At 70.4% G+C, this 25,125-nt stretch carries 21 protein-coding genes and 1 pseudogene; 11 read left to right on the top strand and 11 right to left on the bottom strand.

Going from position 1 to position 25,125, the window contains the following annotated elements:
• Positions 1–11 precede the first annotated feature (11 nt).
• On the bottom strand, positions 12–758 hold the full coding sequence (locus tag A9O67_RS03350) for an SPOR domain-containing protein (protein ID WP_068607331.1): 747 nt from the start codon (positions 756–758) through the stop codon (positions 12–14).
• Entirely contained in the window at positions 752–1,615 is an 864-nt protein-coding gene (locus A9O67_RS03345; protein WP_068607329.1) for a biotin--[acetyl-CoA-carboxylase] ligase, read from the bottom strand. Before A9O67_RS03345 ends, A9O67_RS03350 begins: the two co-directional genes overlap by 7 nt.
• Positions 1,616–1,760: 145 nt before the next feature.
• On the opposite strand from A9O67_RS03345, the gene A9O67_RS03340 reads away from it, so the two are divergent.
• Both A9O67_RS03340 and A9O67_RS03335 read left to right on the top strand, forming a co-directional pair.
• Positions 1,761–4,463, top strand: a complete 2,703-nt coding sequence (locus A9O67_RS03340) for a DNA topoisomerase III (RefSeq protein ID WP_082955318.1) — start codon at positions 1,761–1,763, stop codon at positions 4,461–4,463.
• A 23-nt stretch (positions 4,464–4,486) separates the two neighbouring features.
• Positions 4,487–5,143, top strand: a complete 657-nt coding sequence (locus tag A9O67_RS03335; protein WP_068607392.1) for a glutathione S-transferase family protein — start codon at positions 4,487–4,489, stop codon at positions 5,141–5,143.
• Here A9O67_RS03335 and A9O67_RS03330 read toward each other — a convergent pair.
• The 3 genes from A9O67_RS03330 to A9O67_RS03320 form a co-directional block, all read right to left on the bottom strand.
• A complete protein-coding gene (locus tag A9O67_RS03330) occupies positions 5,122–6,519 on the bottom strand; it encodes a sensor histidine kinase N-terminal domain-containing protein (protein ID WP_068607390.1) in 1,398 nt (465 codons plus the stop codon). The two genes, A9O67_RS03335 and A9O67_RS03330, sit on opposite strands and share 22 nt — an antisense overlap.
• Before the next feature lie 148 nt (positions 6,520–6,667).
• A complete protein-coding gene (locus A9O67_RS03325; RefSeq protein WP_068607327.1) occupies positions 6,668–7,342 on the bottom strand; it encodes a response regulator in 675 nt (224 codons plus the stop codon).
• Positions 7,343–7,367: 25 nt separating this feature from the next.
• Entirely contained in the window at positions 7,368–7,898 is a 531-nt protein-coding gene (locus A9O67_RS03320) for a MarR family winged helix-turn-helix transcriptional regulator (RefSeq protein WP_408033407.1), read from the bottom strand.
• A gap of 163 nt (positions 7,899–8,061) precedes the next feature.
• Between A9O67_RS03320 and recA the strand changes: the two genes are divergently transcribed.
• From recA to A9O67_RS03305, 3 genes are all read left to right on the top strand, one after another.
• Complete coding sequence (gene recA / locus A9O67_RS03315; protein WP_068607323.1) at positions 8,062–9,138, top strand: recombinase RecA; 1,077 nt, start codon at positions 8,062–8,064, stop codon at positions 9,136–9,138.
• Positions 9,139–9,145: 7 nt separating this feature from the next.
• Positions 9,146–9,631, top strand: a complete 486-nt coding sequence (gene recX / locus A9O67_RS03310) for a recombination regulator RecX (protein ID WP_068607321.1) — start codon at positions 9,146–9,148, stop codon at positions 9,629–9,631.
• 153 nt (positions 9,632–9,784) lie between these two features.
• Positions 9,785–11,965 (top strand): methyl-accepting chemotaxis protein, encoded by a 2,181-nt coding sequence (locus A9O67_RS03305; protein WP_068607320.1) that lies wholly within the window; start codon positions 9,785–9,787, stop codon positions 11,963–11,965.
• A gap of 9 nt (positions 11,966–11,974) precedes the next feature.
• Here the strand turns inward: A9O67_RS03305 and A9O67_RS03300 are convergent, their stop codons facing one another.
• The 6 genes from A9O67_RS03300 to rpmH form a co-directional block, all read right to left on the bottom strand.
• Positions 11,975–13,180: a pyridoxal phosphate-dependent aminotransferase gene (locus A9O67_RS03300; protein WP_068607317.1), complete on the bottom strand. Its 1,206-nt coding sequence runs from the start codon at positions 13,178–13,180 to the stop codon at positions 11,975–11,977.
• Entirely contained in the window at positions 13,177–14,601 is a 1,425-nt protein-coding gene (mnmE, locus tag A9O67_RS03295; RefSeq protein WP_068607316.1) for a tRNA uridine-5-carboxymethylaminomethyl(34) synthesis GTPase MnmE, read from the bottom strand. The genes A9O67_RS03300 and mnmE overlap by 4 nt, the downstream gene beginning before the upstream one ends.
• Positions 14,602–14,605: 4 nt before the next feature.
• Positions 14,606–16,309 carry a membrane protein insertase YidC gene (gene yidC / locus A9O67_RS03290; protein WP_068607314.1) on the bottom strand — a complete coding sequence of 568 codons (1,704 nt, stop codon included), beginning with the start codon at positions 16,307–16,309 and terminating at the stop codon, positions 14,606–14,608.
• On the bottom strand, positions 16,306–16,566 hold the full coding sequence (gene yidD / locus A9O67_RS03285) for a membrane protein insertion efficiency factor YidD (protein WP_068607388.1): 261 nt from the start codon (positions 16,564–16,566) through the stop codon (positions 16,306–16,308). The genes yidC and yidD overlap by 4 nt, the downstream gene beginning before the upstream one ends.
• Before the next feature lie 65 nt (positions 16,567–16,631).
• Complete coding sequence (locus A9O67_RS03280; RefSeq protein ID WP_231960190.1) at positions 16,632–17,096, bottom strand: ribonuclease P protein component; 465 nt, start codon at positions 17,094–17,096, stop codon at positions 16,632–16,634.
• 7 nt (positions 17,097–17,103) lie between these two features.
• A complete protein-coding gene (gene rpmH, locus A9O67_RS03275) occupies positions 17,104–17,238 on the bottom strand; it encodes a 50S ribosomal protein L34 (RefSeq protein ID WP_006299042.1) in 135 nt (44 codons plus the stop codon).
• A 251-nt stretch (positions 17,239–17,489) separates the two neighbouring features.
• Between rpmH and dnaA the strand changes: the two genes are divergently transcribed.
• From dnaA to A9O67_RS03245, 6 genes and pseudogenes are all read left to right on the top strand, one after another.
• Positions 17,490–18,959 (top strand): chromosomal replication initiator protein DnaA, encoded by a 1,470-nt coding sequence (dnaA, locus tag A9O67_RS03270; protein WP_082955316.1) that lies wholly within the window; start codon positions 17,490–17,492, stop codon positions 18,957–18,959.
• 5 nt (positions 18,960–18,964) lie between these two features.
• Positions 18,965–20,071, top strand: a complete 1,107-nt coding sequence (gene dnaN / locus A9O67_RS03265; RefSeq protein WP_068607312.1) for a DNA polymerase III subunit beta — start codon at positions 18,965–18,967, stop codon at positions 20,069–20,071.
• 8 nt (positions 20,072–20,079) lie between these two features.
• Entirely contained in the window at positions 20,080–22,659 is a 2,580-nt protein-coding gene (gyrB, locus tag A9O67_RS03260) for a DNA topoisomerase (ATP-hydrolyzing) subunit B (RefSeq protein ID WP_068607310.1), read from the top strand.
• Between the two features lie 297 nt (positions 22,660–22,956).
• Positions 22,957–23,121, top strand: a complete 165-nt coding sequence (locus tag A9O67_RS14065) for a type II toxin-antitoxin system YafQ family toxin (protein ID WP_231960189.1) — start codon at positions 22,957–22,959, stop codon at positions 23,119–23,121.
• A 62-nt stretch (positions 23,122–23,183) separates the two neighbouring features.
• Positions 23,184–23,945: a cation transporter gene (locus A9O67_RS03250; protein WP_068607308.1), complete on the top strand. Its 762-nt coding sequence runs from the start codon at positions 23,184–23,186 to the stop codon at positions 23,943–23,945.
• Between the two features lie 6 nt (positions 23,946–23,951).
• Positions 23,952–24,631, top strand: a pseudogene (locus tag A9O67_RS03245) (ABC transporter ATP-binding protein).
• Positions 24,632–25,125 lie beyond the last annotated feature (494 nt).

Here is a 25,125-nt window from a genome sequence, read left to right as displayed (position 1 = left end):
AGCGCTGTCAGTCAGGGGCAGGCCTGCAGGCCCCGCCCCGCTCCGCCGAGCGCGGCCTGCAGGCGGCCGTGCTCGGCCTCGGTCAGGTCGGGCCAGCGCAGCGTGATCGTGCGGGTTTCGGGCCGCTCCTGCACCACGCGGGCGTCGCGCACGCCTTGGCGCTGCGCGTCCTGCAGCGCTTTGCGCGCGGCCTCCTCGCTGGAATAGGTGCCCAGCGCCAGCCCGGGCGCCAGAGCGGGAACGTTCACCTCGCGCTGGTCGATGCCGGCTTGGCGCAATTCGGCCCGGCGCCGTTGCAGCGCATCGGCACTCGGGAATTTGCCCAGATAGACGATCCAGCGTTCCGGCAGGGTGGTTGCGGTTTCGGTGCTGCGCCCGCGCAGCCCGGTTTCGGCATCGGCGCTGCGCCGCACGGCATCGGCCTGTGCCGGCGTCAGCGCCGCCAGTTGCCAGCAGCGGCGCGGCTCCGCCGGTGCGGGTGGTTCGGGCCGCGTTCCCGTAGCAGCACTGCCGGTACCGTCCGCCGTTTGCGCGATGTCGGCGGGCGGTGGGTCCGCCAGGGCGGCCAGGTTGGCCGGAGCACTGCCGGGGGCGTTGAGCAGGCGCAGCCGCTCCGGCACCACCTGCTGCGCCAGGCGCTGCGGCTCGCGTGCGGTGTCGGTTGTGCCGGGGCCGCCCGCCGGGCCGAGCCAGCCGCTCTGCCAGGCCCACAGGGCGCCGTTGGCCACCAGCAACAAAACGACGAGTGCCCTCAGCATGGCCGCACGCTCACTTCGCCCTGCTGCACGCGCTGCACTCCGGCGGCCGTGCGCAGCCGCAGGGCGCCATCGGGGTCCACACCCTCGGCCGTGCCTTCGGTGCCGTCGCTCAGGCGCACGGCGCGGCCGCGCAGCGCATCCCGCGCGGCGTAGCGCGCGGCGAGCGGCCCAAACCCCTCGCGCTCGAACGCCCGCGCGGCCTGCAGCACGGCTGCCCCCAGTGCGGTCAGCGCATGCCCCAAATCCCACGGTGTTTGTCCCTGCGCTTGCGCGATCGCATCCAGCCCCACCGGGGGCAGGGCATGGGGCGGGGCGTCGGGGGGCAGTGCCGGGGTGGCCAGGTTGACCCCGACGCCGATGACGCAGTGGCGCCCGGGCTCGGCCGCGGTGGCGTTGGCCGTCTCGATCAGAATGCCGCCGAGCTTGTGGCCGTCCCACCACAGGTCGTTGGGCCATTTGAGCCGCACGGCGGGATCCAGCGCCTCGGCCACGGCCAGCCCCACTGCGAGCGACAGGCCCGACCAGTCGGCCGGGGCCAGCCGCACACCGACCGAAAAGGCCAGCGACGCGCCGGGCAGCGTCACCCAGCTTCGCCCTAGGCGCCCGCGGCCGGCGGTTTGCTCCAGGGCGGCCAGCACGACGGGGCCGGCGACGGGATCGATATGCCCGGCGCGCGCGCGGCGCATCAGCTCGGCGTTGGTGGAGTCGATGGCCGGCACCACCTCCACCGACAGGCCCGGCCACGCTGGACTGGCGGCCTGCCACAGGGCCTCGGCGCCGGCGTGCAAGCGGGCCAACGCAGCGGTCGTTGCAGCGGATGTCGCGGGGGCGGGGGCGAGCGGGGTGGGGGCGGACATCGGGCGGTGCCGAAACGGCGGGCGGACGAAGACGGCGTGAAAGTTTGCTAAGGTAACTGCATGGGTGCGCATGCGTGCGCGTGCGCGAGGGAGGGCGATTCGACCCGTCCGCGACGCGCCACACCGCACCCGGAGCATTGTAGAGATGAATACCGCTGGTTCTGCCCAAGCCCCGGGGGGCCTCAAGACCCTGGTCATCGCCGAGAAGCCGTCCGTCGCGCTCGACATCGTGCGCGCGCTCACGCCCGTCTCCGGCAAGTTCGAGAAGCACGACGACTACCACGAGAACGACCACTACATCGTCACTTCCGCCGTCGGCCACCTGGTCGAGATCGCCGCCCCGGAAGCCTACGACGTCAAGCGTGGCAAGTGGAGTTTTGCCCACCTGCCGGTGATTCCGCCGCACTTCGAGCTCAAGCCCATCGACAAGACCAAGTCGCGGCTCAACGCCGTGGTCAAGCTGGCCCGCCGCAAGGACGTGGGCACCCTGGTCAACGCCTGCGACGCGGGGCGCGAGGGGGAGCTGATTTTTCGCCTGATCGAGCAGTATGCGGGCGGCACCGACAAGGCCGGCCACCCCAAGCCGCTGGGCAAGCCCGTGCGGCGGCTGTGGCTGCAGTCGATGACGCCGCAGGCGATCCGCGAGGGCTTCGAGCAGTTGCGCAGCGACGAGCAAATGCGCCCGCTGGCCGACGCCGCGCGCAGCCGCTCCGAAGCCGACTGGCTGGTGGGCATCAATGGCACGCGCGCCATGACGGCCTTCAATTCGCGCGACGGTGGGTTTTTCCTGACCACGGTGGGCCGTGTGCAGACGCCGACGCTGGCCATCGTGGTGGAGCGCGAGGAGCAGATTCGCGCCTTCCGCGCCCGCGACTACTGGGAGGTGCACGCCACCTTCGCGGCGCAGGCCGGCACCTACCCCGGGCGCTGGTTCGACCCGGCTTTTCGCAAACCCCAGGGCGATGCCGCCGACCCCGAGCGCAAGCCCGAGCGGCTGTGGAGCGAGGCCGAGGCGCAGGCCATCGCGCAGGCCGTGCGCGGCCAGCCCGCGCAGGTCAGCGAGGAATCCAAGCCCACCACCCAGGCCTGCGGCCTGCTGTACGACCTGACCAGCCTGCAGCGGGAGGCCAACGGGCGCTTTGGTTTTTCGGCCAAGACCACCCTGGCCCTGGCGCAAAGCCTGTACGAAAAGCACAAGGCCCTGACCTACCCCCGGACCGACTCGCGCGCGCTGCCCGAGGACTACCTGGGTACGGTCCGCCACACGCTGGAGGCCCTGGCCGGCAGCCCCCTGGCGCACCTGGCGCCGCATGCGCGGGTGGCGCTCGAGCAGGGCTATGTGCGGCCCACCAGGCGCGTGTTCGACAACGCCAAGGTCAGCGACCACTTTGCCATCATTCCCACCCCGCAGGTGCCGCACGGGCTGAGCGAGGCCGAGCAAAAGCTCTACGACCTGGTGGTGCGCCGCTTCATCGCGGTGTTTTATCCCGCGGCCGAGTTTCTGGTCACCACCCGCATCACCCAGGTGCCGGTCGAGGGGGCCACCCACCATTTCAAGACCGAGGGCAAGGTGCTCGTCAAGCCGGGCTGGATGGCGGTCTATGGCAAAGAAGCCGCCGAGGATGTGGAGGGCGCGCGTGCCGGCGACAAAGGCCAGAGCCTGGTGCCCGTGCAGCCGGGCGAGTCGGTGCGCACCGAGGCTGCGCGCGTGGATGCCAAGCAGACCCGCCCGCCCGCCCGCTACAACGAAGCCACCCTGCTCGCCGCGATGGAGGGCGCGGGCAAGATGGTCGACGACGAGGAATTGCGCAGTGCCATGGCCGACAAGGGGCTGGGCACCCCCGCCACGCGCGCGGCCATCATCGAAGGGCTGATCGCCGAGAAATACCTGCTGCGCGACGGCCGCGAGCTGATCCCCACCGCCAAGGCCTTCCAGCTCATGACCCTGCTGCGCGGCCTGGGCGTGGAGGAGCTGTCGCGCCCCGAGCTGACCGGCGAGTGGGAGCATAAGCTGTCGCTGATGGAGCGCGGACAGCTCAGCCGCGAGGCCTTCATGCGCGAGATCGCCTCCATGACCGAGCGCATCGTGCGCAAGGCCAAGGAATACGACCGCGACACGGTGCCCGGCGACTACGCCACCCTCACCGCCCCGTGCCCGCAATGCGGCGGCGTGGTCAAGGAGAGCTACCGCCGCTATGCCTGCACCGGCCCCGACGGAGCGGGGGCGGGCTGTGGCTTTTCCCTGCCCAAGTCGCCCGGCGGCCGCGTGTTCGAGCTGGACGAGGTGGAAACCCTGCTGCGCACGCACCGCATCGGCCCGCTGGAGGGCTTTCGTTCCAAGGCCGGCTGGCCGTTCAGCGCCGAGCTGACCGTGGTGCCTGACGCCAACGGGCAGTGGAAGCTGGAGTTCGACTTTGGCGACGACGAGAAAGCCGAGGACGGCACCCTGGCCGATCTGAGCGGCCGCGAACCGCTGGGGCCCTGCCCCAAGTGCGGGGCGCCCGTGGTCGAGCACGGCAGCCACTACGTCTGCAGCCGCGCCGTCCCGACCGTCGAGCAGCCCACGCCGTCCTGCGACTTCAAGAGCGCGACCACCATCCTGCAGCAGCCGATTGCGCCCGAGCAAATGGCCAAGCTGCTGGCCACCGGCAAAACCGACTGGCTGGAGGGCTTCGTCTCCAACCGCACCCGGCGCCCGTTCAAGGCCGCGCTGGTGTGGGATGCCGAGGCTGGCCGGGTCAACTTCGCCTTCGAGCCGCGCGAGGGCGGGCGCACTCCTGCCCGCCGCGGTGGAGCGCGCACCGCATCCCGCGCGACCGCCACCCGTCGCACCACACCCAAACGCTGATGTCCACCCCCGAGGAGACCCCCATGAGCCTGAAGCTGTACTACGCCCCCGGTGCCTGCTCGTTCGTGCCGCATGCCGCGCTCGAGCTGGCCGGCGCCGATTTCGAGCCCGTGCTCGTCAAACTGCACAAGGGCGAGCACCAGACGCCGGAGTTTCGCGCCCTCAACCCGCGCGGGCAGGTGCCGGTGCTGGTCGACGGGGATACGCCGGTGACGCAGATTGTCGCCATCTGCCTGCATCTGGATGCGCGCTTTCCGCAGGCGGGCCTGTTGCCGGCGCAGGGCATGGCCCGCACCCGGGCGCTGGAGACGCTGCTGTGGATGAACAACACGGTGCACCCCACGTTCACCCATGTGTTCATGCCCGCCAAGTTTGCCGACGAGGCCGAGGCGCAGGCGGCCGTCAAGGCCCGCGCGCTGGGGCAGTACCGCCAGCTCCTGGGGGAGCTGGAGGCGCTGGTGGCCGCCAAGCCCGGCGCGTGGCTGGGCGGCGCGCAGCCCGGGGTGCTCGACGCCTACGCCCTGACGCTGCTGCGCTGGGGGGGCTTTGCCGGCATCGATCCGACCACCTTGCCGCAGACCTGGGCGCTGTCCCAGGCCTTCGCGGCCCTGCCGGCGGTGGCGCGCGTCATCGAGCGCGAGCGCCTGCAACTCAACGTCTACCGCCCTGTGGCGGCCTGAAACCGCACCGACACCCGCAGGCCGCGCGCCTGCGGGCGCTGCGGGTCGGCGTCCTCCATCTCCAGCACCGCGCCGTGTTGCTGGACGATTTCGTGCACGATCGCCAGGCCCAGCCCGGAGCCGTCCACATTGGTCCCCAGCGCGCGGTAGAACGGGGCCAGCACCCGCTCGCGCTCGTCCGCCGGGATGCCGGGGCCGCTGTCCTCCACCTGCAGCACCTGCACCCCGCTGAACGGATCGGTCAGCACGCGCACCGTCACCACGCCCCCGCGCGGTGTGTAGCGCAGGGCGTTGTCGGCCAGGTTGCGCACCAGCTCCGCCAGCAGGGTGGGGTTGCCCAGCAGGCGGATGGGGGGGGCGGCGGGCGGGCGGTCCACCGGCCGGGTCTCGAAGCCCAGGTCGATCGCCTTGTCCAGCGCCAGCGGCACCAGCTCCTCGACCACCTCGCGCGCCACGGCCACCAGATCGACCGGCTCGCGCGGCAGGGCGCGGCCGGTGGCCTCGGCCCGCGCCAGGGCCAGCAACTGGTTGACCGTGTGCGTCGCGCGCACGCTGGAGGTGGCGATCTGGCGCAGCGACCGCTCGACCTCCTCCCCCACGCCCGGGGGGAGCTGCTTTTGCGCCATCTCGGCCTGCATGCGCAGCCCGGCCAGCGGGGTCTTGAGCTGGTGCGCTGCGTCGGCCAGAAAGCGCTTCTGGTTGGATAGCGTCGCCTTCAGGCGCTGCAGCAGATCGTTGATCGACGACACGAGCGGGGCGACCTCCTGCGGCACATGCTCGTCGTCGATGGGGCTGAGGTCGTCGGGGCGGCGGGCGCGGATGCGCTGCTCCAGCTCGGACAGCGGCCGGATGCCATGCACCAGCGCCAGCCAGACCAGCAGCACGGCCAGCGGCAGGATGATGAACTGCGGCACCATCACGCCCTTGATGATCTCGGTGGCGAGTTTGGAGCGCTTGCCGCGCGTCTCGGCCACCTGCATCAGCACGATGTGGTCGCGCGCCGGGCCGCGCGCCAGCCAGGTGTAGGCGATGCGCACATCCTCGTCGCGGATGACGCCGTCGCGCAGCCGGATGTCGCCGGGGCGGGGCGTGCGGGTATCGGGCGGCGCGGGGAACTCCGGATCGCCGCTGACCAGCCGGCCGTCGCGGTCCAGCACTTGGTAGAACACCAGATCGGTGTCGTCCGCCCGCAGCAGGTCGCGTGCCTGCGGGGTCAGCGCGAAGAGCGCCCGCCCCTCGTCCACGGTGACGAACTGCGTGAGCGCCTGCAGGTTGAACTCCAGCGCGCGGTCGTAGGGGCGGTCGGCGATGCCCTGCGCCACGAACCAGGTCAGGCCCAGCGACAGCGGCCACAGCAGCAGCAGGGGCGTGAGCATCCAGTCCAGGATCTCGCCAAACAGGCTGTGCTGCTCGCGCTGAAACAGCCCGCGCCAGCCGCGCCGCGGTGCGGGTGCGGACACGGGCTGCGGTGGATCGGGCAGCGGGGCGGGCTGCTGGGTGCGCGGCGGCGCGGCGGGCCGCCCGTCAGCCGGGGATTTTTTCAAGGCAGTACCCCAGTCCGCGCACGGTGGCGATGCGGATCGGGCCGCGCTCGATCTTTTTGCGCAGGCGGTGGATGTACACCTCGATGGCGTTGTTGCTGACCTCGTCGCCCCATTCGCACAGGCGCTCGACGAGCTGCTCTTTGCTGACCAGCCGCCCAGCGCGTTGCAGCAGCACCTCGAGCAGCCCCAGCTCGCGCGCGGACAGCTCGATCATCTTGCCGTCGATGGAGGCCACGCGGCCGGCCTGGTCGTAGACCAGCGGGCCATGCTGGATGACGCTGGAGACCGCCCCGTTGCCGCGCCGTACGAGCGCGCGCACGCGCGCCTCCAGCTCGGCCAGCGCAAACGGCTTGGCCATGTAGTCGTCGGCCCCCAGGTCGAGGCCGCGCACCCGGTCGTCCACGCTGTCCGCCGCGGTCAGGATCAGCACTGGCAGCTTGGCCCCGCGGGCGCGCAGGCGTTTGAGCACCTCCAGCCCGCTCAGCTTGGGTAGCCCCAAGTCCAGGATCAGCAGATCGAAGCCGTCGTGCATCAGCAGTGCCGCATCGGCTTCGTCACCGCTGGCGACGTGATCGACGGCGGCGCCAGCGGCGCGCAGCGTGCGCAGCAGTCCGTCGGCCAGCACCTGGTCGTCTTCGGCGATGAGGATGCGCATGGCGTGTCTCCGCCCGGGGCTGTCGTTAGGGCGTCCGCTCCCGGTGCGCGACATTGTAGGGGGCGGCCCGTGCGGCGCCATCCCCTTCGGCGTAGGCCTCCAGCCCCAGGGCGACGACGGCGGCCACCGCATCGCCGACGGCGGCGCGGAACTCCTGCTCGGCCTGCTCCACGGCGCGGCGAAAGGCCTGCAGCCAGTCCAGGCCCGTGGGGGTGAAGACGATGCAGCGCGCGCGCGCGTCGCGCGGGTCGGGCTCGCGCCGCACCAGCCCCCAGGCCACGCACTGATCGACCAGATCGCCCATGGCCTGCTTGCTCATGCCGGCGCTGTGCGCCAGTTCGGTCAGACGGGCGCCCCCGAGCGGCAGGTGGCGCGTGATGTGGACGATGGCCGCCCCCACCTGGGCGCGCGCGGCCAGGTTCGACAGCACCAGTGGCGCGTGCGGCGAATGCGCCATGAGCCACAGCACCCGCTCATCGAAGCGGCGCAACGCATGGCCCATCAGGCGCCCCAGGTGGGTGACGCGCCAGCGTTCTTCGGGGCCGAAAGAGGGCATCGACGGCATGGGCAAATGGTAAGGCAAACTGACCAAAAATCAGGAGAAAACCGATCAACACCCGTTTACACTGCCATCCAAGCACCGACCGCACAGCCCCTGCAGCGCCGGGGGACAGGGAGGGCGGTGTGGTCCAAGTCCTTGCCCATTCAGGAGAAAACCCATGAACGCCGTGACCCGCACCCCCGACCCCGAAAAAGCCAAGGCCCTGCAGGCCGCGCTGGCCCAGATCGAAAAGCAGTTTGGCAAGGGCACCATCATGCGCCTGGCCGAGGGCGAGAAGGTCGAGGACATCCAGGTCGTCTCCACCGGCTCGCTCGGGCTGGACCTGGCGCTGGGCGTCGGCGGCCTGCCGCGCGGCCGTGTGATCGAGATCTACGGCCCGGAGTCGTCGGGCAAGACGACGCTGACACTGCAGGTCATCGCCCAGATGCAAAAGCAGGGCGGCATCTGCGCCTTCGTCGATGCGGAGCACGCGCTGGACGTGCAGTACGCGCAAAAGCTGGGTGTGGATCTGTCCAACCTGCTGATCAGCCAGCCCGACACCGGCGAGCAGGCGCTGGAGATCGTCGACAGTCTGGTGCGCTCCGGCGCGGTCGATCTGATCGTGGTGGACTCGGTGGCCGCACTCACCCCCAAGGCGGAGATCGAAGGCGACATGGGGGATGCCCTGCCGGGTCTGCAGGCGCGCCTGATGAGCCAGGCGCTGCGCAAGCTCACCGCCACGATCAAGAAGACCAACTGCATGGTCATCTTCATCAACCAGATCCGCATGAAGATCGGCGTCATGTTCGGCAGCCCCGAGACCACCACCGGCGGCAACGCGCTGAAGTTCTACGCTTCGGTGCGCATCGACATCCGCCGCACCGGCTCGATCAAGAAGGGCGAGGAGGTCATCGGCAGCGAGACCAAGGTCAAGGTCGTCAAGAACAAGGTCGCCCCGCCGTTCAAGACCGCCGACTTCGACATCCTCTACGGCGAGGGCATCAGCCGCGAGGGCGAGATCGTCGACCTCGGCGTGCAGCACAAGGTGATCGAGAAGTCCGGCGCTTGGTACGCCTACGGGGGCGAGAAGATCGGCCAGGGGCGCGAGAACGCGCGCGAGTTCCTGAAGGAGAACCCCGACCTCGCACGCGAGATCGAGAACAAGATCCGCGCCGTCGTCGGCGTGGCGGCGCTGCCGTCGGTGGCGGCGGACGACGAGGTGGCGCCGGATCTGTCGGCGCTGGACGAGGTGTGAGGCTGCTGTGGCCGCCGCCGCCCCGACGCTGAAGGCGCGCGCGCTGCACCTGCTGGCGCGGCGCGACTACACGCGCCAGGAGCTCGCCCAGCGGCTGGCACCGCACGCCGCCGACGCCGCGGAGCTGGAAGCGGTGTTGGACGAATGCGTGCGGCGCGGCTGGCTGAATGAAGCGCGCGCGGTGGAGGCGCACCTGCGCCGCCGCGCCGCGCAGCGCGGCTCAGCACGCCTGCAGGCCGAGTTGCGCGAGCGCGGTGTGCGCGACGATGACCTGTTGGCCAGCGTTGCCCTGCAGCTGCGCGCCAGCGAAGCCGAGCGCGCGCAGGCCGCCTGGGCGCGCCGCTTCGGGGTGGCGCCGCGCGACGCGGCCGAGCGCGCGCGCCAACTGCGCTTTTTGCTGGCGCGCGGGTTTGCGCCGGAGCTGGCACGCCACGTGGTGCCGGCCGTGGCCGCCGACGGCCCGGCCGGCCACGGCGCGGACGAGGCAACGTAGGCAGGCCCGTCGCGCGCCGGGCCGGCGGCGGCCCGCCCGTGGCCATGCAAGCCATGTAAGATCGCGTCTGGACATAGCATGCCCGCGTGCGCCCCGGCCATGCAGGCAGAAACCGGCAGGTCCTCGCCTGCCCACCGTTGAAGGGATGCCACGATGCGCGTCAACCTGCCCGTCACGCAGAAAGCCTACGACTTTCCGGCCGACCAGACGCTGATCTCGGTCACCGACGTCAAGGGCCGCATCACCTACGCCAACAACAACTTCGTGGCGGTCAGCGGCTACACCCGCGAAGAGCTGCTGGGCCAGCCGCACAACATCGTGCGCCACCCGGACATGCCGGAGGAGGCCTTCCGCGACATGTGGCACACGATCCTGCAGGAAGGCCGGCCGTGGACCGGACTCGTGAAGAACCGGCGCAAGAACGGCGACCACTACTGGGTGCGCGCCAACGCCACGCCGGTGCGCGAGGGCGACCAGATCGTGGGCTTTCTGTCGGTGCGCACCAAGCCCACCGAGGCCGAGATCGCGCAGGCCGAGGCGCTGTACGCGCGCATGCGCGCCGAGGCCGAGCGCGGCCGGCTGCGCACGCGGCTGCGCGGTGGCGAGGTGGTGCGCGACGGCTGGCTGTTCGCGCTTGGGCGCGCGCTGCGTCCACAGCTGCGCGGCCAGGTGATGATCGGCGCTGGCGCAGCCGGCGCGCTGCCGTTGCTCGGCGCGCTGCTCGGACTGCCGTGGTGGGTGGACGTGCTGGCGCTGGTGGCCGTGGTTGCGGTGGTGGGGCTGATGATGGAGGGGTTGCTGCTGCGGCCGCTGCGGCGCATCGTGCGCCAGGCCGAGCACCTGGCCTCGGGCGACCTGGTCGAGCCGATCGTGATCGACACCCAGGCCGAGCTGCGCCGCATCCAGCTCGCGCTGCAGCAGGTGGAGGTCGGCGTGCGCACGGTGGTGCGCGACATCCGCCACGAGGTGGCCAACCTGCGCGGCGGCACGCAGGAGATCGCCACCGGCAACCAGGATCTGTCGCACCGCACCGAAAACGCCGCGGCGAGCCTGGAGCAGACGGCCGCCTCGATGGAGGAAATCCACGGCACCACACAGGAGACGGCGCGCCTGGCCGATGAAGGCGTGGCGCTGGCGCGCCAGACGCTGGAGCTGGCGCGCACCGGCAGCGAGGCGGTCGGGGCCCTCTCGGGCACGATGCGCGAGATCACCGAATCCTCGCAGCGCATCACCGACATCATCCAGGTCATCGAGGGCGTGGCGTTCCAGACCAACATCCTGGCGCTCAACGCCGCGGTGGAGGCCGCGCGCGCCGGCGAGGCGGGCCGCGGCTTTGCGGTGGTGGCTGGCGAGGTGCGCGCGCTGGCCCAGCGCACGGGCGAGGCGGCCAAGCAGATCCGCCAGCTGATCACCGAGTCGCGCGAGCGGGTGCTCGCGGGCGACGCCCGCACCGCCGAGGCCAACGAGCGCATGGCTGCGATGATGGAGGCCGTCGAGCGCGTGGCGCGCATGTTCGAGGACGTACACCACTCCGCCGGCGAGCAGACGCAGGGCGTGTCGCAGATTGCCGAGGCGATTGCCAGCCTGGACTCGATCACGCAGCAAAACGCCGCCATGGTGGAAGAGATGGCGGCGGCCTCTGTGTCGCTGGACGAGCAGGTGCAGGTCGTGCACGGCACGATCCGCGTCTTTCGCCTCACGCCCAAGGACGTGCTGCTGGTCAAGGACGATGCGGTCAAACTGCGCCAGGTGGCGCAGGCCAAGACCGATCCCGACCGGTTCGACTTCGACGCCGCGATCAAGGCGCACCAGCAGTGGCGCATCAAGCTGCGCAACGCCATCCTCAAGGGTGAAAAGCTTGACGTGGCCACGATCCGCCGCGACGACTGCTGTGCCGTGGGCAAATGGATCTACGGCGCGGGCGGGCGGCAGTGGGGCAACCTGCCCCTGTTTCCGACGCTGGTGGAGCAGCACAAGAAGTTCCACCAAGAGACCGGCCACGTCGCCGAACTGGTCAATGCCGGCAAGAAGGAGGAGGCCAACCGGCTGCTGCAGGGCGAGTCGGCCTTCATCCGCGCCGGGCGGGCGGTGGTGGACACCTTGCAAAAGCTCAAGGCGGCGGTGCATGGCGCGGCCAAGTCGGCGCAGATTCAGCAGCGCGCGCCGGCTGCCGCGCCCAAGGCCCTGCCGGCGGCAACCGCCAAAGGGGGCGGTGCGGCCGCGGCGGCTTCGGGGCCCCAGCCGGCTGCGGCGTCGTCCCGGCCGGCCAGCACCCCCGTCAAATCCGCCGCCGCAGCGGCGGGTGCCGACGACGGTGAGTGGGAAACCTTCTGACCGCCGCGCTCAGCCCAGCCAACGCCGCAGCCGCGCGATGGCCTCGTCCAGATCGGCGCGGGCCGTAGCGGTGGAAAAGCGCACGAAGCGGCCGCCGTCGGCGGTGCCGAAGTCCGGGCTGGGGGTGGCCACCACCTGGGTGCGCTCCATCATGGCGCGCACGAAGCCCTGGCTGTCGGTGACGCCGGCGCGCGCGAACAGCGGTTGGGCATCGGCCCAGACGTAGAACGCGCCGTCCGGCTCCACCGGCACGTCGAAGCCCAGCGCGCGCAGCGCGGGCACGAAAGCGTCGCGCCGCGCGGCATATTCGGCCCGCCGGCGCTCGTATTCCGCGATCGTGTCGGGCTCGAAGCACGCCAGCGCCGCCCGCTGCGCCACGGTGTTGGCGCAGATGTAGTGGTTTTGCGCCAGCCGCTCCACGACGGGCACCAGCGGCTCGGGCAGCACCAGCCAGCCCAGCCGCCAGCCCGTCATGCCAAAGTACTTGGAGAAGCTGTTGACGCTGATCACGTCATCGCCCAGCGCCAGCGCGGTCTGGCCGAAGCGCTCGTCGAACGACAGGCCCAGGTAGATCTCGTCGATGACCAGGGCGCCGCCGCGCCGGCGCACGGTGTCCAGCACGCCGCGCAGCGCCGCGGGGTCGATCGACGTGCCGGTCGGGTTGGCGGGCGAGGCCAGCATCACGCCGCGCGTGCGGGGGCCCCAGGCCGCGTCCAGTTGCGCGGGCGTCGGCTGGTAGCGCGTGGCCGGCCCCGTGGGCAGGGCGGTCGGCGTCACCCCGACGCTGGCCAGGATCTGCCGGTTGCACGGGTAGCAGGGGTCGGGCAGCAGCACCTCGTCCCCGGCGTCGAACAGTGCCAGCGCCGCCAGTTGCAGGCCGGCCGACGCCCCGGCCGTGATGGCGATGCGCCGCGCCGGCACCGCGACGCCAAAGCGCTGCGCATACCACGCCGACAGCCGCTCGCGCAGCGCATCCAGCCCCAGCGCGGCCGTGTATTGCGTGCGCCCGGCGCAGATGGCGGCCTCCGCCGCCGCCTGCACCGCCGCGGGGGCGGCAAAGTCCGGCTCGCCAATGTTCAGGTACAGCATGCGCGGCGCCCCGGGGGGCAGCGTGGCCGCGAGCGCCGCGGCCTCCTGGGCCACCTGCATGACGAGGAACGGCGCAATCGCCTGGGCGCGCGCGCTGGCGGACGGGGCGGGACAGGAGGGGGTCATTTGCCGATACAAAAACGCGAAAAGATGACGCCGAGCAGATCGTCGGCCCCGAAGGCGCCGGTGATCGTGCCCAGCGCCTCGTGGGCCAGGCGCAATTCCTCGGCCAGCAATTCCAGCGCCGGCGCGGGGCTGTCGAGCTGCGCCTGCGCGGCCTGCAGGTGCGCGCGCACCCGGTGCAGTGCATCCACATGGCGCTGGCGGGCGCTGAACAGGCCCTCGGGTGTGTGCCCGCTCCAGCCCACGGCGTGCAGCAGCCGCTCGCGCAGGGCCGGCAGCCCCGCGCCGGTGCGCGCCGACAGCGGCAGGTCGTCGGCGCCGGTGGGGATGGCAGCCGCCTCGGCGGCGTCGGCCTTGTTCCAGACGTCGATCACGGGCACCCGCGCCGGCAACCGGCTGGCCAGGCGCTCGCGGATCGCGGCATCGGCTTGCCGGTAGGCCGGATCCGCGGCGCGCGTCAGGTCATGCACGAAGAGCACGGCATCCGCGGCCTCGATGCGCTGCCACGCCCGCTCGATGCCGATGCGCTCCACCTCGTCCACCTCGGCGCCGTCGCGCAGACCGGCGGTGTCGATGATGTGCAGCGGCACACCCTCGATCTGGATGGCCTGCTGCACCACGTCGCGCGTGGTGCCTGCGATGGGTGTGACGATGGCCAGCTCCGCCCCGGCCAGCGCATTGAGCAGCGAGCTTTTGCCCGCGTTCGGCTGCCCGGCGATGACGACATGCATGCCCTCGCGCAGCAGCGCGCCCTGGCGGGTGCGTGCCAGCACCTCGTCCAGCCGCGCCTGCAGCCGCCGCAGTTGGCCGACGGCATCCGACTGCTGCAAAAAGTCGATGTCTTCCTCGGGGAAGTCCAGCGTCGCCTCCACCAGCATGCGCAGGTGGACCAGATCGTCGCGCAACGCCTCCACCGCCTGCGAGAACGCGCCCGAGAGCGAGCGGCTGGCGCTGCGGGCGGCCGCTTCGGTGCTGGCGTCGATCAGGTCGGCCACCGCCTCGGCCTGCGCCAAATCGAGCTTGCCATGGAGAAAGGCCCGCTCGGTGAATTCGCCCGGCTGCGCCAGCCGCAGGCCCGGCAGGCGCGGCCGGCCGGTGATGGGGTCGGTCTCGCCCGCGGCCTCCAGACAGCGCGCCAGCAGCAACTGCAGCAGCACCGGCCCGCCGTGGGCCTGCAGTTCCAGCACATCCTCGCCCGTGTAGGAGTGCGGGGCCGGAAACCACAGCGCCAGCCCGTGGTCCAGGGCGGTGCCGTCCGCGGCCAGAAACGGCCCGTAGTGGGCATGGCGGGGCCGCAGCTCGCGGCCGAGCAGCGCCGGCATCAGCGGGGCCAGCCCGCGCCCGGACAGCCGCACGATGCCCACCGCGCCGCGCCCGGGCGCGGTGGCGATGGCGGCAATCGGGTCCTGGTGCCGGGGCAGCATCCCCTTACTTGAATCGGGGCAGGTTGAACTTCAGCGGCACGCCCATCGAGTGGTTGATGTACGCCTGCTGCGCGATGGTCAGCACGTTGTTGACGATCCAGTACAGCACCAGGCCGGCCGGGAAGAAGAAGAACATCACGCTGAAGATGAGGGGCATCATCCACATCAGCTTGGCCTGCAGCGGATCGGGCGGCAGCGGGTTGAGCGCGGTCTGCACCAGGGTGCTCAGGGCCATGATGATGGGCAGCACGTAGTACGGGTCCGGCGAGGACAGATCGACGATCCAGCCGATCCAGGGGGCGTTGCGCATCTCCACGCTGGCCAGCAGCACCCAGTACAGCGCGATGAAGACGGGGATCTGGATCAGGATCGGGAAGCAGCCGCCCAGCGGGTTGACCTTCTCCTCGCGGTACAGCTTCATCATCTCCTGCTGCATGAGCTGGGGATTGTTCTTCAGGCGCTCGCGCATCTCCATGATGCGCGGGTTGATCGCCTTCATCTTGGCCATGCTGCGGTAGGCGCTGGCGTTGAGCCAGTAAAACGCCGCCTTGATCAGCACCACCAGCGCAACGATGGCCCAGCCCCAGTTGCCGACCAGGCCGTGGATCTTCTCCAGCAGCCAGTACAGCGGCTTGGCCAGGATGGTCAGCCAGCCGTAGTCCTTGACCAGCTCCAGGCCGGGCGCGACGGCTTCCAGGACTTTCTCCTCCTGCGGCCCGACGTAGAGCTGCGACGCCATCGTCTGGGTCGCTCCCGGTGCGACGGTCACATTCGGCCCGATCTGGCCGACCGCGTACAGGTTGTCCACTTTGCGCACGAAGTTCTCGCGCTCCACACCCGCGGGCATCAGCCACGCGCTGGTGAAGTAGTGCTGCACCATGGCCACGTAGCCGTCCGGCGCCTGGCGCTGGATGTCGATCTTGCCCTTGTCGATGTTGGCAAACTCGACCTTTTGGTACTTGGCGGCTTCGCTGTAGACCGCCGGGCCGGTGAAGGTGGAGTAGAAGGGCGTTTCGCTGCCGGCCTTGAGGCCATCGCGCACGAGCTGCTGGTACACCCGTGCCTGGACCGGGGCGTCGCCGACGTTGCGCACCTCGTGTTGCACGTCGATCAGGTAGCTGTGGCGGCGCAGGGTGTAGGTCTTGCTCAGCACCACGCCGCCTTGCGGCTCCGACTCGAAGCGCAGCACCAGCCGGTCCTGGCCGTCCGCCAGGGCGATGGGCCCGGTGCCGGCCGGCTCGACCAGCCGCATGGGGGTTTTGTGCGTCGGCAGGCCGCCTTGCCCGATCAGCCCGGTCTGGGCGACATAGGTGCGCCCCCCTTCGGTCGTCAGCAGCTCCAGCGGCGTGAAGGTTTTTTGCAGCGCTTTGCCCGTCTCGGCCGCGTGCTTGAGCAGCCGCGCCCCCACGAGCGACCCGCCTTCGCTGTCAAACGTCAGCTCGAACACATCGGTGCGCACCGTGTGGCGCTGGCGCACGACCGGGGCGGCGGCCGGGGCCGGCACGCCGGATGCCGCGGGGGTGGCGGCGGCCGTCGGTGTCGGCACCCCGGTGCCCGATGCGGCGGGCGCCGGCGCCGTGGCCTTGGGCGGGGTGCTCGACGGGAAGAAGGTGGCGGGCTGCCCGTTGTGGATCTGCCAGCGATCCCACAGCAGGATCATCGAGAAACCAAAGATCACCCACAGGATGGATCGGCGAATGTCGCTCATGACGGAGGGGTGTGTTGTTGGAGGGGGAACAGCCGGGGACGCTCGGCAGGGACCGGATCGTGCCCGCCGTCGCACCACGGGTGACAGCGGACCAGCCGGCGCAGGGTCAGGTAGCTGCCGGCACCGGCGCCGTGGCGCTGCAACGCCTCGAGCGCGTAGGCCGAGCAGGACGGGGTGAAGCGGCAACTGGACCCCAGCCAGGGGCTGAGCAGCAGCCGGTAGCCCTGCACCACGCCGATCAGCACCCGTTGCGGCAGGCGGGCGCACCAATGCCCCAGCCGGCGCACGGCGGGCGCGAGGGGGCCGGAGGCGGGCGTACGGCTCATGGAGTGTCGGGCCGGTGACCATCGACACCGGCGGCCAGGCGCTGTCGCAGGCGGGGGCCCAGCAGTTGCAGCAGCTCCAGCCGCGCGGCACGGCGCAGCGCTGCGGAGGTCGCGCTGGGGAACTCCGTGGTCGGGAAGGCCCGTTTCAGCCGCACGACCCAGGCGCCCGTGGGCAGCGGATGCTCGCGCTCGACCGCGTAGATCTGGCGTTTGAGCGTGTTGCGCGTGACCGCGCGCCGTGCCCAGCGCTTGGGCACGACCACCCCCAGCCATGCGCCGTCGCCGGGGAACAGCGGCGCGCCGCGCGGGCCGACCAGCGACGCGGCAGGAATGCCATGGAGCGCGAAATGCGCGGTATGCACCAGGGCAGGACTGGAGAGCACGGCCTGGAACTGCGCACGCTGGCGAAAGTGCCGTGCCGCTGCGCCCCGCGGCGGCGCCGGCAGGGACGACTCGGGCACCGAGGCGTCAGACGGCCAGGCGCTTGCGGCCCTTGGCGCGGCGCGCGTTGATCACGGCGCGACCGCCACGGGTCTTCATGCGGACCAGAAAGCCATGGGTGCGCGCGCGACGGATCTTGGAGGGTTGATAGGTGCGTTTCATGTGAGTCTGCCCGGTTCGATCGAGTAAACCCTAAATTATGGCAAAAACCGCCCGGCGTGCCAACGGCCGCGCGGGGCGGAGGATCGGTGCGGGCTGTCAAGCGGGGCCAACCCGCATGTGGATAAGTGGTTCGCGGCGGCTACAATGGACGACTTTGGCGGGGTGGCTGTCCACATGCCGGATTCCGGTCCCGGGCGGGACGGTCCGGGCCGCGACGATCCCATGCCTGCCATCGACCGAATCCCCCACCTATGAGTTCCCCGCGTTCCCTGTCCGATGCGAACGCCGCTGCCCAGCGGGCCGCCCCGGCCGCATCCGATTTGTGGTCGGCGTGCGTTGAGCGGTTGAGCCAGGAGCTGCCGGTCCAGCAGGTCAACACCTGGATCCGGCCGCTGGTCGCGCGCGTGGCCGACGACGGCTCGCGCGTGACGCTGGCGGTGGCCAACCGTTTCAAGATGGACTGGGTGCGCGCTCAATACGTCGGCAAGATCGGCGCGGCCTTGCAGGCCATCGCCGGCCAGCCGGTCGCCGTGGAGCTGGTGCTCGCCCCGCGCGAGGCCCCCAGCGCGCCGCGCCCCTCTACCCCCGGCGTGGCCGGGGGGGCGGTGCCGCGCGTCGCCGTGGCCCCCGCGCGCACCGATCCGGTGTTTGCCGAGTTGCCCGAGGCGCCGGCCGCGGCCGAGCCGCCGCTGCCCGACCACAAGCACCGGCTCAACCCGGCGCTGACCTTTGCCACGCTGGTGGAAGGCTCCGCCAACCGCATGGCGCGCGCCGCGGCCATGCACGTGGCCGCGAGCCCCGGGCAGTTGTACAACCCGCTGTTCATTTACGGCGGCGTCGGCCTGGGCAAGACGCACCTGGTGCACGCGATCGGCAACCAGCTGCTGGCCGACCGCCCCGACGCCAAGGTGCTCTACATCCACGCCGAGCAGTTCGTCTCGGACGTGGTCAAGTCGTACCAGCGCAAGACGTTCGACGCCTTCAAGCAGCGCTACCACAGCCTGGACCTGCTGCTGATCGACGATGTGCAGTTCTTTGCCAACAAGGACCGCACGCAGGAGGAATTCTTCAACGCCTTCGAGGCGCTGCTGGCCAAGAAGAGCCACATCGTGATGACCAGCGACACCTACCCCAAGGGGTTGACGGACATCCACGAGCGGCTGGTGTCGCGCTTCGACTCCGGGTTGACGGTGGCCATCGAGCCGCCGGAGCTGGAGATGCGCGTGGCCATCCTCATCAGCAAGGCGCAGGCCGAGGGCGCCACGATGCCGGAGGACGTGGCCTTCTTCGTCGCCAAGAATGTGCGCTCCAACGTTCGCGAGCTGGAGGGCGCGCTGCGCAAGATCCTGGCGTACTCGCGCTTCAACCAGAAAGAGGTGTCGATCGCGCTGGCGCGCGAGGCGCTCAAGGACCTGTTGAGCATCCAGAACCGCCAGATCAGCGTCGAGAACATCCAAAAGACGGTGGCCGACTTCTACAAGATCAAGGTCGCCGACATGTATTCCAAGAAGCGGCCGGCCAACATCGCGCGGCCGCGCCAGATCGCCATGTACCTGGCCAAGGAGCTGACGCAAAAGAGCCTGCCGGAGATCGGTGAGCTCTTTGGCGGGCGCGACCACACGACGGTGCTGCACGCGGTGCGCAAGATCGCCGCCGAGCGGCAGAACCAGCCCGAACTCAACCAGCAACTCCACGTGTTGGAGCAGACCCTGAAAGGCTGACACGCATGATCGTCTTGCAAGCGACCCAGGACCGGCTGCTGGCTGCCCTCCAGTCGGTGGCCGGCATCGTCGAGCGCCGCCACACCCTGCCGGTGCTCGCCAATGTGCTGATTCACCACGCGGGGGCCGCGACCCAGCTCACCACCTCCGACCTGGAAATCCAGATCCGCACCACGGCCGATCTGGGCGGCGACGACGGCCAGTTCGCCACCACGGTCGGGGCGCGCAAGCTGATCGACATTCTGCGCACGCTGCCCGCGGACCAGAAGGTGACGCTGGAGTCCGCCGGGGGGCGGCTGCTGCTCAAAGCGGGCAAGAGCCGCTTCACCCTGCAGACGCTGCCGGCCGAGGACTTTCCGCTGGTGCAGGAGTCGCCCACCTTTGGCCCGGCGTTCTCGGTGCCGCAAAAGGTGCTCAAGGCGCTGCTGGGGCAGGTGTCGTTCGCCATGGCGGTGCAGGACATTCGCTACTACCTCAACGGCATTCTGTTCGTCGCCGAGGGGCGCCAGCTCACCCTCGTGGCCACCGACGGCCACCGGCTGGCGCTGGCCAGCGCCGCGCTGGATGTGGACGTGCCCAAGCAGGAGGTGATCCTGCCGCGCAAGACGGTGCTGGAGCTGCAGCGGCTGCTGTCGGACCAGGACGGCGCGATCGAGATGCGCTTTGCCGCCAACCAAGCCAAGTTCAGCTTCGGCGGCATGGAGTTCGTCACCAAGCTGGTGGAGGGCAAGTTCCCCGACTACAACCGCGTGATCCCGCGCGCGCACCGCAATGTGATCGTGCTGGGCCGCGCGCCGCTGCTGGCCAGCCTGCAGCGCGCCGCCATCATGACCAGCGACAAATTCAAGGGCGTGCGCCTGCACCTGGAGCCCGGGCTGCTGCAGGTGGCGGCCAACAACGCCGATCAGGAGGAGGCGGTCGACGAGCTGGACATCGAGTACAGCGGCGACGTCATCGACATCGGCTTCAACGTCAGCTACCTGATCGAGGCGTTGGCCAACATGGGGCAGGACCTGGTGCGCATCGAGCTGCAGGACGGCAACTCCTCGGCCCTGGTCACGATCCCCGACGACGACCGCTTCAAGTACGTCGTCATGCCGATGCGCATCTGAAAGTCTCCATGAGCGAATCCCAGACCCCTCAAGCGCCCGGCACGGGCTACGGCGCCGACGCCATCCAGATCCTCGAAGGCCTGGAGGCGGTGCGCAAGCGCCCCGGCATGTACATCGGCGACACCTCCGACGGCACCGGCCTGCACCACCTGGTGTTCGAGGTGGTGGACAACTCCATCGACGAGGCGCTGGCCGGCCACTGCGACGACATTGTCGTCACCATCCACACCGACAATTCGATCAGCGTGGTGGACAACGGGCGCGGCATCCCCACCGGCATCAAGTGGGACGACAAGCACGAGCCCAAGCGCAGCGCCGCCGAAATCGCGCTGACCGAGCTGCACGCCGGCGGCAAGTTCAACCAGAACAGCTACAAGGTTTCCGGCGGTCTGCACGGGGTGGGGGTGAGCTGCGTCAACGCGCTGTCGCGCTGGCTGCGCCTGACGGTGCGCCGCGACGGCAAGGTGCACCTGCTGGAGTTTGCCCGCGGCGTGGTGCAAAACCGCCAGATCGAGCGCGCGGCGGGCCCCGACGGCCAGGTGGTGGAGGTCTCGCCGATGCGGGTGCTGGGTGCCACCGACAAGCGCGGCACCGAGGTGCACTTTTTGCCCGATACCGAGATCTTTCGCGAGAACCACGACTTTCACTACGAGATCCTGTCCAAGCGGCTGCGCGAGCTGAGCTTTCTGAACAACGGCGTGCGCATCCGCCTGATCGACGAGCGCACCGGCAAGAGCGACGACTTTTCCGGCGCCGGCGGGGTCAAGGGCTTCGTCGAGTTCATCAACGCCGGCAAAAAGGTGCTGCACCCCACGGTGTTCCACGCCACGGGCGCGCGGCCAGCCGACAGCTATGGCGGCATCCCCGGCACCGAGATCGGCGTCGAGGTGGCGATGCAGTGGAACGACGGCTACAACGAAAACGTCCTCTGCTTCACCAACAACATCCCGCAGCGCGACGGCGGCACCCACCTGACCGGCCTGCGCGCGGCGATGACGCGCGTCATCGGCAAGTACATCGAACAGAACGAGCTGGCCAAGAAGGCCAAGGTGGAGGTCAGCGGCGACGACATGCGCGAGGGGCTGTGCTGCGTGCTGTCGGTCAAGGTGCCGGAGCCGAAGTTTTCCAGCCAGACCAAGGACAAGCTGGTCAGCTCCGAGGTGCGCGCGCCGGTGGAGGACATCGTCGCCAAGGCGCTCACGGACTACCTGGAAGAGCGGCCCAACGACGCCAAGATCATCTGCGGCAAGATCGTCGAGGCCGCGCGCGCGCGCGAGGCGGCGCGCAAAGCGCGCGAGATGACGCGTCGCAAGGGCGTGCTCGACGGGCTGGGGCTGCCCGGCAAGCTGGCCGACTGCCAGGAGAAGGATCCGGCGCTGTCGGAGATCTACATCGTCGAGGGTGACTCGGCCGGCGGCAGCGCCAAGCAGGGGCGCGACCGCAAGTTCCAGGCCATCCTGCCGCTGCGCGGCAAGATCCTCAACGTCGAGAAGGCGCGCTACGAAAAGCTGCTGTCCAGCAACGAGATCCTGACCCTGATCACGGCGCTGGGCACGGGCATCGGCCGCGCCAGCGAAGACGACGCCGGGCGCGGCAAGAGCGGCGCGGACGATTTCGACATCGCCAAGCTGCGCTACCACCGCATCATCATCATGACTGATGCGGACGTGGACGGCGCCCACATCCGCACCCTGCTGCTGACCTTTTTCTACCGCCAGATGCCGGAGCTGGTGGAGCGCGGCCATATCTACATCGCGCAGCCGCCGCTGTACAAGGTCAAGGCCGGCAAGGAAGAGCTGTACCTGAAGGACGATGCCGCGCTGGACGCCTTTTTGTTGCGCGTCGCGCTCAAAGAGGCCAGCCTGCACACCGGCGGCGCTCAGGGCACGGTGCTGGCTGGCGAGACGCTGGCCGAACTGGCGCGCCAGCACCAGGCGGCTGAGGCGGTGATCGCCCGGCTGTCGGCCTTCATGGACGCCGAGGCGCTGCGCGCCGTGGCCGACGGCGTCGCGCTCGACCTGGACGACATGGAGGCCGCGGCCCGCAGCGCCGCCGCCCTGCAGGCCGCGCTGCGCGAGGGCAGTGCCACCGGGGTGCCGGCCGAGGTGAGCGCCGAGTTTGATGCACGCGCGGACAAGCCGCTGCTGCGCATCAGCCGACGCCACCACGGCAACGTGCGCTCCAGCGTCATCACGCAGGATTTCGTGCACGGGGCCGACTACGCCGTGCTGGCCGATGCGGCCCGCACCTTCCAGGGCTTGCTGGGCGAGGGCGCCAAGGTCGTGCGGGGCGAGGGCGAACGCGCCAAGGAAGCGCCGGTGGCCGATTTCCGCTCGGCGATGCGCTGGCTGCTCGCCGAGGCGGAGCGCACCACCAGCCGCCAGCGCTACAAGGGCCTGGGCGAGATGAATCCCGAACAGCTCTGGGAAACCACGATGAACCCCGAGGTGCGCCGGCTGCTGCAGGTGCGCATCGAGGACGCCATCGAGGCCGACAAGGTGTTCACGATGCTCATGGGCGACGAGGTCGAGCCGCGCCGCGTGTTCATCGAAACCAACGCGCTGCGGGCGGCGAATATCGATGTGTGAGTGAGCGGCGTCTGCCCCAACACCACCTGGGGTGCCCAAGGTGGTGGAGTGATACAATCACCTGACCGTATCGCATGTGAGAGACAAAATCGGGCCCAAGGAGGATTCGTTCATGGCCCAGACCTCGATGCTGCACGTTCGGGTGGAATCAAAGCCCGCCAGCAGTAAGCGGGCGCCGTTGCCGCGGGTGAGCGACTACACCAAGGCGTTCCTCAAAGACTGGGAGCGCCTTTCGCGCTCGGGGCCGCTACGACCTGAAGCGGCTGAAGGAGGCGATGTTGCTGCTGATTGGCAACGATGCGCCGTTGGGCGCCCGAATGGCTGGATCACCCGCTGAAGGGCGAGTGGGCGGATCATCGCGAATGCCACATCGGCGGCGACTTCCTGCTGATCTACCGCCTGGAGGGCAACGCCATCGTCTTCGTGCGGGCGGGCACGCACTCGGATTTGTTCGAGGAGTGATCCGTGTGTAAGGGTTTGGTGTGACACCCATGTGGAATCGCAGCGTATTTTCCGTACCGAAGATGGATTGCCCGTCCGAGGAAAACCTCATCCGCATGGCGTTGCGCGACCTGCCGGACGTGGTGTTGGCCTTCGACCTGGCGCAGCGCCGTCTGACGGTGCAGCACCCGGGGCCGGCCGAGGCGGTGCTGGCCCGGCTGGAGCGGCTGAACCTGGGCGCGCGTCTGGCGCACACCGAGCCGGTAGCGCAGCCGTCCGCCCCGCCGGCGTCGACCGACGCGACCGAGTCGCGCGTGCTGTGGATCCTGCTGGCCATCAACGGGGCTATGTTTTTGCTGGAAATCGGGGTGGGCATCGTGGCCCAGTCCACCGGTCTGTTGGCCGACGCGATGGACATGTTTGCCGATGCCGCGGTGTACGGCGTGGCGTTGTTTGCCGTCGGCCGCTCGGCCGCCCGCAAGGTGCAGGCGGCGCATCTGGCGGGGTGGTTGCAGCTGACGCTGGCCTTGCTCGCGCTGGCCGAGGTGGGGCGGCGCTGGGTGCAGGGCAGCGAGCCGGTGTCGGCGCTGATGATGGGCGTGGGGGTGGTGGCCCTGGTGGCCAATGTGGCCTGCCTGTGGCTGGCGGCGCGGCACCGGGGGCTGGGCGCCCACATGAAGGCGAGTTACATCTTCTCCGCCAACGACGTGCTCGCCAACCTGGGGGTCATCGTGGCGGGCCTGCTGGTGGCGTGGACCGGCTCGCGCGTGCCCGATCTGGTCATCGGGGGCGTGATCGGGTTGGTCGTGCTCGACGGGGCGCGGCGGATACTGGCGCTGCGCTGAATGCCCATGCCGCCCGCCCGTGACCCCGCCCCGGCGCCGTGCGTGCTGGCCACGGGTTTGGTCAAACGCTATGGCGACGCGGTGGTGTTTGCCGGTGTCGATCTGGCCGTCTCGCCCGGGGGTTCGTGGCCATTTTGGGCGAATCGGGCGTGGGCAAGTCCACGCTGCTCAACTGTCTGGCCGGGTTGGATGCGGTGGATGGCGGCCGGGTGTGCGTGCTGGGGCAGGACTGGGCGGCGCTGTCCGAGCCGCAGGCTGCCGCGTGGCGGCGCACCCAGCTGAGCTTCGTTTTCCAGGCCTTCCACATCCTGCCGCACCTGACGGTGGCGCAGAACGTGGGCTTGCCGCTGGTGCTGCTGGGCCGGCCCGATGCCGAGCGGGTGGGGCAGGTGCTGGACGCGGTCGGCCTGGGAGGCCTGGGCGAGCGCCTGCCTCAAACCCTGTCCGGCGGACAACTGCAACGGGTGGCGATTGCGCGGGCGCTGGCGCACCGGCCGCGCTTGATCCTGGCCGATGAGCCGACCGGCAACCTGGACCCGCGCACCGCGGCGCAGGTGCTGGCGCTGCTGCAGGCGCAGACCCGCGCGCACGGCGCCGCGCTGGTGCTGGTGACGCATTCCCACGCCGCGGCGGAGCAGGCCGACCGCCGCCTGGAGCTGACGTGCGAGGGCATGCGGCCGCTGTGATCGCGCCCCGCCCGCGCGGGTGGGACTTGTGGCGCGCGTTCTCGTGGCCGCAGTGGCGCCTGCACCCCTGGCGCCATGCGGTGGCGGTGCTGGCCATCATGCTGGGGGTGGGGCTGGCGCTGGCGGTGCACCTGATCAACGCGTCGGCGCTGGCGGAGTTTTCGGCCGCGGTGGGGAGGGTGAACGGCGAGCCGGATGTCCGCCTGCGTGGCCCCTTGGACCGGCTGGATGCGCGCTGGCTGGACCGCGCCCTGGCTCACCCCCAGGTGCGCGCCGCCATGCCGGTGATCGAAGCCCAGGGCGTGGCGGTGACGCCCGACGGCCACCGCGTGCCGGTGCGGTTGCTGGGGGTGGACGCCTTGGTCTGGCCGGCCCTGCAGCCCGACGCCGGGCTGCGGGTGCGCGAGGGCGGGGATCGGCTGGATGTGTTGGCCCCCGATGCGGTGTTTGGCAATCCCGCGGCGCAGGCGGCGCTGGGCACCGCGACCGATACC

Source organism: Tepidimonas fonticaldi (genome assembly GCF_001675355.1).
In the GTDB taxonomy this organism is placed as follows: Bacteria; Pseudomonadota; Gammaproteobacteria; order Burkholderiales; family Burkholderiaceae_C; genus Tepidimonas; species Tepidimonas fonticaldi.
This window is presented reverse-complemented; position numbering and strand designations above follow the sequence as displayed.

What these genes read in the sequence shown, in the direction of transcription:
- A9O67_RS03350 (WP_068607331.1), bottom strand. Translation starts at nt 758, where the DNA reads ATGCTGAGGGCACTCGTCGTTTTGTTGCTGGTGGCCAACGGCGCCCTG.
- A9O67_RS03345 (WP_068607329.1), bottom strand. Translation starts at nt 1,615, where the DNA reads ATGTCCGCCCCCACCCCGCTCGCCCCCGCCCCCGCGACATCCGCTGCA.
- A9O67_RS03340 (WP_082955318.1), top strand. Translation starts at nt 1,761, where the DNA reads ATGAATACCGCTGGTTCTGCCCAAGCCCCGGGGGGCCTCAAGACCCTG.
- A9O67_RS03335 (WP_068607392.1), top strand. Translation starts at nt 4,487, where the DNA reads ATGAGCCTGAAGCTGTACTACGCCCCCGGTGCCTGCTCGTTCGTGCCG.
- A9O67_RS03330 (WP_068607390.1), bottom strand. Translation starts at nt 6,519, where the DNA reads ATGCTCACGCCCCTGCTGCTGCTGTGGCCGCTGTCGCTGGGCCTGACC.
- A9O67_RS03325 (WP_068607327.1), bottom strand. Translation starts at nt 7,342, where the DNA reads ATGCGCATCCTCATCGCCGAAGACGACCAGGTGCTGGCCGACGGACTG.
- A9O67_RS03320 (WP_408033407.1), bottom strand. Translation starts at nt 7,898, where the DNA reads ATGCCCTCTTTCGGCCCCGAAGAACGCTGGCGCGTCACCCACCTGGGG.
- recA (WP_068607323.1), top strand. Translation starts at nt 8,062, where the DNA reads ATGAACGCCGTGACCCGCACCCCCGACCCCGAAAAAGCCAAGGCCCTG.
- A9O67_RS03305 (WP_068607320.1), top strand. Translation starts at nt 9,785, where the DNA reads ATGCGCGTCAACCTGCCCGTCACGCAGAAAGCCTACGACTTTCCGGCC.
- A9O67_RS03300 (WP_068607317.1), bottom strand. Translation starts at nt 13,180, where the DNA reads ATGACCCCCTCCTGTCCCGCCCCGTCCGCCAGCGCGCGCGCCCAGGCG.
- mnmE (WP_068607316.1), bottom strand. Translation starts at nt 14,601, where the DNA reads ATGCTGCCCCGGCACCAGGACCCGATTGCCGCCATCGCCACCGCGCCC.
- yidC (WP_068607314.1), bottom strand. Translation starts at nt 16,309, where the DNA reads ATGAGCGACATTCGCCGATCCATCCTGTGGGTGATCTTTGGTTTCTCG.
- rpmH (WP_006299042.1), bottom strand. Translation starts at nt 17,238, where the DNA reads ATGAAACGCACCTATCAACCCTCCAAGATCCGTCGCGCGCGCACCCAT.
- dnaA (WP_082955316.1), top strand. Translation starts at nt 17,490, where the DNA reads ATGAGTTCCCCGCGTTCCCTGTCCGATGCGAACGCCGCTGCCCAGCGG.
- dnaN (WP_068607312.1), top strand. Translation starts at nt 18,965, where the DNA reads ATGATCGTCTTGCAAGCGACCCAGGACCGGCTGCTGGCTGCCCTCCAG.
- gyrB (WP_068607310.1), top strand. Translation starts at nt 20,080, where the DNA reads ATGAGCGAATCCCAGACCCCTCAAGCGCCCGGCACGGGCTACGGCGCC.
- A9O67_RS14065 (WP_231960189.1), top strand. Translation starts at nt 22,957, where the DNA reads ATGCGCCGTTGGGCGCCCGAATGGCTGGATCACCCGCTGAAGGGCGAG.
- A9O67_RS03250 (WP_068607308.1), top strand. Translation starts at nt 23,184, where the DNA reads ATGGATTGCCCGTCCGAGGAAAACCTCATCCGCATGGCGTTGCGCGAC.